The 4,288-nt window shown below is 62.9% G+C and carries 5 protein-coding genes and 1 pseudogene; 2 read left to right on the top strand and 4 right to left on the bottom strand.

Going from position 1 to position 4,288, the window contains the following annotated elements:
* A pseudogene (locus AC629_RS42325) lies at positions 1-332 on the bottom strand (IS110 family transposase); the annotation flags it as partial.
* Between the two features lie 50 nt (positions 333-382).
* Between AC629_RS42325 and AC629_RS46240 the strand changes: the two are divergent.
* Positions 383-577, top strand: coding sequence for a hypothetical protein (locus tag AC629_RS46240; protein WP_143199891.1), 195 nt, complete (start codon positions 383-385; stop codon positions 575-577).
* Positions 578-774: 197 nt separating this feature from the next.
* Here the strand turns inward: AC629_RS46240 and AC629_RS42320 are convergent, their stop codons facing one another.
* From AC629_RS42320 to AC629_RS42310, 3 genes are read right to left on the bottom strand one after another with little or no spacing between them, the layout of a single operon-like run.
* A complete protein-coding gene (locus AC629_RS42320) occupies positions 775-1,407 on the bottom strand; it encodes a glutathione S-transferase family protein (RefSeq protein ID WP_084810557.1) in 633 nt (210 codons plus the stop codon).
* Between the two features lie 14 nt (positions 1,408-1,421).
* Positions 1,422-2,168, bottom strand: a complete 747-nt coding sequence (locus tag AC629_RS42315) for an SDR family NAD(P)-dependent oxidoreductase (RefSeq protein ID WP_084810556.1) — start codon at positions 2,166-2,168, stop codon at positions 1,422-1,424.
* Positions 2,169-2,205: 37 nt separating this feature from the next.
* Positions 2,206-2,952, bottom strand: a complete 747-nt coding sequence (locus AC629_RS42310) for an SDR family NAD(P)-dependent oxidoreductase (protein ID WP_084810558.1) — start codon at positions 2,950-2,952, stop codon at positions 2,206-2,208.
* 176 nt (positions 2,953-3,128) lie between these two features.
* On the opposite strand from AC629_RS42310, the gene AC629_RS42305 reads away from it, so the two are divergent.
* Positions 3,129-4,037 (top strand): LysR family transcriptional regulator, encoded by a 909-nt coding sequence (locus AC629_RS42305; RefSeq protein WP_084810555.1) that lies wholly within the window; start codon positions 3,129-3,131, stop codon positions 4,035-4,037.
* Positions 4,038-4,288: the final 251 nt, after the last annotated feature.

The following is a 4,288-nucleotide window of genomic DNA, read 5'->3' as shown; positions in this document are numbered from 1 at the left end:
GTTGCCAAGAGACCCGGCAACTCGAACCGCAGGGAATGCGGGCCTTGCCGCACGGCGATGCCTCGCTCCAGCAGGAACGCTCGGATCTGATTGATGACGCCGGTACGCTGACCGACCAATCGATCGCGGACCCGGTGCAGTGCCTGAAGGTCGAGCTGATCGGCGGTCTTGGTCGCGACGAATTTCATGGTCGGGCGTTGGACAGCCTCGGCGATGGCTTCCGCATCTCGGAAGGCATTCTTCTGTCCCTTCGAATACGGGCGCACGTATTTCGCCGGCATCAGGCGGGCGTCGTGGCCAAGCATTTGGAGTTTGCGGCTAAGATGATGGGCGCAGAGACTCCAACGAGCGCCTGCTTGCCGATCTCACCAAGGAGGCCGAGATGGCGCAGAACATCCGCGCGATCGCCGCGAGGAGCGGCATGAACTGTCCGGTGCCTCCGAATATCTTCCAGACCGGCGAGACTGATCGCGGCCTGACGCAGCGCATCGAGTGTAAAAGCAGTGACGGAGAGAAGACCTGGAACCTGCGCATGGTCATGCGACCGAACGGCATCAATCAGGTCGAAACCTGGTAGAGGGCTGTCAACCCAGTTGGATGATGTCTCCTATTGGTCCGTAACAAGCGTCCGCCCCAGCTTTGGGTCGACGTCCGTTCATGGCCCTTCGCGTCATTTCGTTGCCACGCAGTAAGCGGAACGCTTTCGGGGAAGAACAGACATCGACCGGTAGCCGAAGCCCGCAGTGTCTGTCGAAAATGACCCGAAGCCGACGTCTAAGCGATCATACTCGGGCGTGACGCCGTCGAATCGTACCATCTGCGCGACGCCTCGCTTTCGGCCGGAACCGGCATGTTCAGCGCCTTGCTGGCGAAGTCGATCGCGACGACCGCCGTGATGTCGGCGACGCTGAACTCGTCGCCAGCGATGTAGGGCGCCTCGTGTAAGCGAGCCTCGAGATCGCTGTAGAAGTCGGCGATCCTGGCGCGGCCTCGATCGACTATCGCGGGAATCTGCTCATAGCCGTGCGGCCCCGAGATCGCGCGCCCTTTGAGTCCGGCGGCTCCGTTCCGGACAGTCTCCATTACCGCGGCGAAACCCTCCAACTCCATCCGGCGCTCCCACATTGTGATCAGCGCCTTCGTCTTTGGCGATGACCCCAGCAGCGGCGGCACAGGATTGGTCTCTTCGAGGTAACGGAGGATCGCCGGGACCTCCGCGATCGTAGTTCCGTCGTCGAGGACGAGCGCCGGTACGACGCGACGTGGATTTATCGCGGCGTAGGCCTCCGAAAACTGCTCGCGTGCGCCGAGATCGACCGGCACGAACGGCATCGAGATGCCCTTCTCGGCGAGATAGATTCTGACCCGGCGGGAGTTGGGCGACGCGCTGGACTGGTAGAGCTTCATGGTGGTTCTCCCGATTAGAGTTTCGAGCCGCCGCCGACCTGGACGGTGTCGCCCGTCACCCAGCGGGCTGAATCGGATGCGAGAAATGCCACGACGTCGGCGACGTCGTCGGCGTGGCCGATCCGCTGCAGCGCCTGCATTCCCATCGCGTAGCCGCGGCCCTCGTCTGTCTTTGTGAATTGGGACATGTCTGTGTCGATAATGCCTGGCGCGACGGCATTGACGCGGATGCCTCGCGGTCCAAGCAACGCTGCGAAGTGTTTGACGAGCGTGTCGATGGCGCCCTTGGTGGTGGAATAAGCGGACAACTGGCCGACTGCGGCCCGCGCCGCCAACGACGACGTCATCACGATGCTGGAGCCGTCCCTCATCAGCGGCAGGAGTTGCTGCACGAGGAAAAACGGCGAGCGTACGTTGACCGCGAACATCCGGTCGAAGTCCGATACGGTCTGAGCTTCGATCGTGGCCGGAACCGCGATCCCTACGTTAGCCACCAGAATATCGAGCGGGCCCGCGACGAGCTTGCGGACTTCTGCTGCAAGTTCGTGAGCACCATCTGGCGCGGACAGGTCCGCGCCGACAGCGTCTGCGCTGCCGCCGGCTTCGCGGATCTCGGCGACCAGGGAGTCGGCGTCCTTGGCGGAGTTTCCGTAGTGGACGAGGACGCGCGCGCCGGCGCGAGCGAGCGCACGCGCGGTTGCGCGGCCGATGCCGCGCGAGGCGCCGGTGACGAGGGCTGTTCTAGCGACGAGGTCGTTCATAATGGTTCTCCTTCTTCGGTTTGCTGTGAGAAAGTCTTCAGGCGGCGGTCCTGCCACCGTTCACGTTGATGATCTGGCCGGTGATGAACGAGGCCTTGTCCGACGCCGCGAACAGGATGGCGTCCGCCAGTTCGTCGGCGCGTCCGGCGCGCTTCATCGGAATGCCCGCGACCATTCCGGCCTTGCGGTCGGCCGAGCCGGTGAACCTGTCGAGCATCGCGGTTTCGATTGGTCCCGGCGCGATTGCGTTGACGCGGACCCCGAAATCGGCGGCTTCGAGCGCGGCGGACTTGGTGAGGCCCTCAACGGCGTGCTTGCTGGCGACATAGAGGGAGGCGTTCGGCGCTCCGCGGCTGCCCATGGTCGACGAGATGTTGACGATGCTGCCGAAGCCTTGACGCTGCATAACGCGAAGTTCGTGCTTCATCGACAGGACGACGCCGAGGACGTTGGTGTCGAACGTGGCCGCGTAGCTGCCCGGGGTCTGCTCCGTCACTGGACCCGGTTTGCCCTCCGTGCCGGCGTTGTTGACGGCGACGTCGAGACGGCCGAATCGCTTCACGGTCTGGTCGATCAGCGCTGACACGTCTTCCTCGCGGCGTACGTCCGCGCGGACGAACTCCGCCTCGCCGCCGAGCGAACGGAGTTCGCTTGCCAGCGCGCCTCCGGTGTCGTCATGGCGTCCGGAAACGACGACGCTCGCGCCTTGGCGTGCGAAAGCGAGCGCGGTCGCGCGGCCGATGCCCGTGAGAGCTCCCGTGATAAGTACTACTGACTTGGTCATCTCGTTCTCCAAAGGTGTGGCCGATATGCTCGTTCGGCCTGGGTTCGTTCGATCCCGCGGTCGGCGCCGAGGCGTCCGGAGCCGCCAAATGGCCGTCTATGGAGCGAAATCTAGAAAGCGCTGGCTTCCTTGAGAAAGACTTCGTAAGGTCAGAGCCATACTTTTCAGGGATAGCTATGGAGCTGCGCCATCTCCGTTACTTCGTCGCCGTCGCCGAGGAGGGCAGCCTTTCGGTCGCCGCGCAGAAGCGTCTGCACACGGCCCAGCCGTCGCTGAGCCGTCAGATTCGCGACCTGGAGCTAGAGCTCGGCGTGCAGTTATTTGTGCGCGGGCCGCGCGGCATCGACCTCACGCCGCCAGGTCGCGTATTTCTCGACCACGCGCGGGTGGCTTTGCTGCAGGTCGAAGCGGCGGCTGAAGCCGCGCGGCGCGCCGGACAGCCGGCGAAATCGCCGCTCTCGATCGGATTCCTCACCGGCTACGAAATGGACTGGCTTCCTGCCGTGATGGACGTCCTGCGTGGAAAACTTTCCACCGCGGAGATCACGATCCGAAGCGAGGACTCTCCCGACCTGGCCGCCGCGTTGATAAGAGGAAAGATCGATCTGGCGTTCATGCGCGCTGAGAAGAACGCGCCCGGTCTGCAGTTCAAGCTGCTTCGCCACGATCCGGTGCTGGTCGTGATGCCAAAGGACCATGAGCTTGCCGCGCGGTCCTCCGTCCGTCCGAAGGATCTGGCAAGACAAAGCCTGATAGGGGTATCGCCCGTTCGGGCGCCCACGTTGCGGGCAGTGGTCGAGGATTTCTACAGGCGCAATGGGCTGACGGCAAAGCCCGCGCACCAGGCGGAGAACCTTGCGATGGCCGCCTCGCTCGTCGCTTCTACCGGCGGCGTCAGTCTTCTGCCGCTGTACGCGCAGAACTTTCTTCCAAAGAACGTCATCAGCCGCCCGATCCAGGGAGCCGCTCCAATGATCGATCTGGTTCTCGGCTACAACGAGGCCAACAATTCGCCGCTGCTCAGGTTCTTCCTGTCGAAGTTGGACGAGATCAAGTTTCAGGCGCTGAAGCGTGAAGTCGGGTAGGACCACATCGTGGCCGTCCGGAGCGACAGGACTCCGGAAACAATGTCACAGTGCATCGACTGATCATCCTGCTGAAATGAAAATCTATAAGCCCGTTTTTGAGAGTCTCTCGACTGAGAGAAAGGTCGAAACGAACTTCCGCTCCTGGCCCTTCGCGTCATTTCGCTGCCGCGCAATAAGTAGGTCACTTTTGGGGAGGAGCAGACATCGAGCGGCAGCGGAAACCAGCAGAGTCGGTCGAAAATGACCCT

Source organism: Bradyrhizobium sp. NAS80.1, from assembly GCF_001908205.1.
Taxonomy (GTDB): domain Bacteria; phylum Pseudomonadota; class Alphaproteobacteria; order Rhizobiales; family Xanthobacteraceae; genus Bradyrhizobium.
The sequence above is the reverse complement of the archived record's forward strand: the minus strand, read 5'-3'. Positions and strand labels throughout refer to the sequence as shown.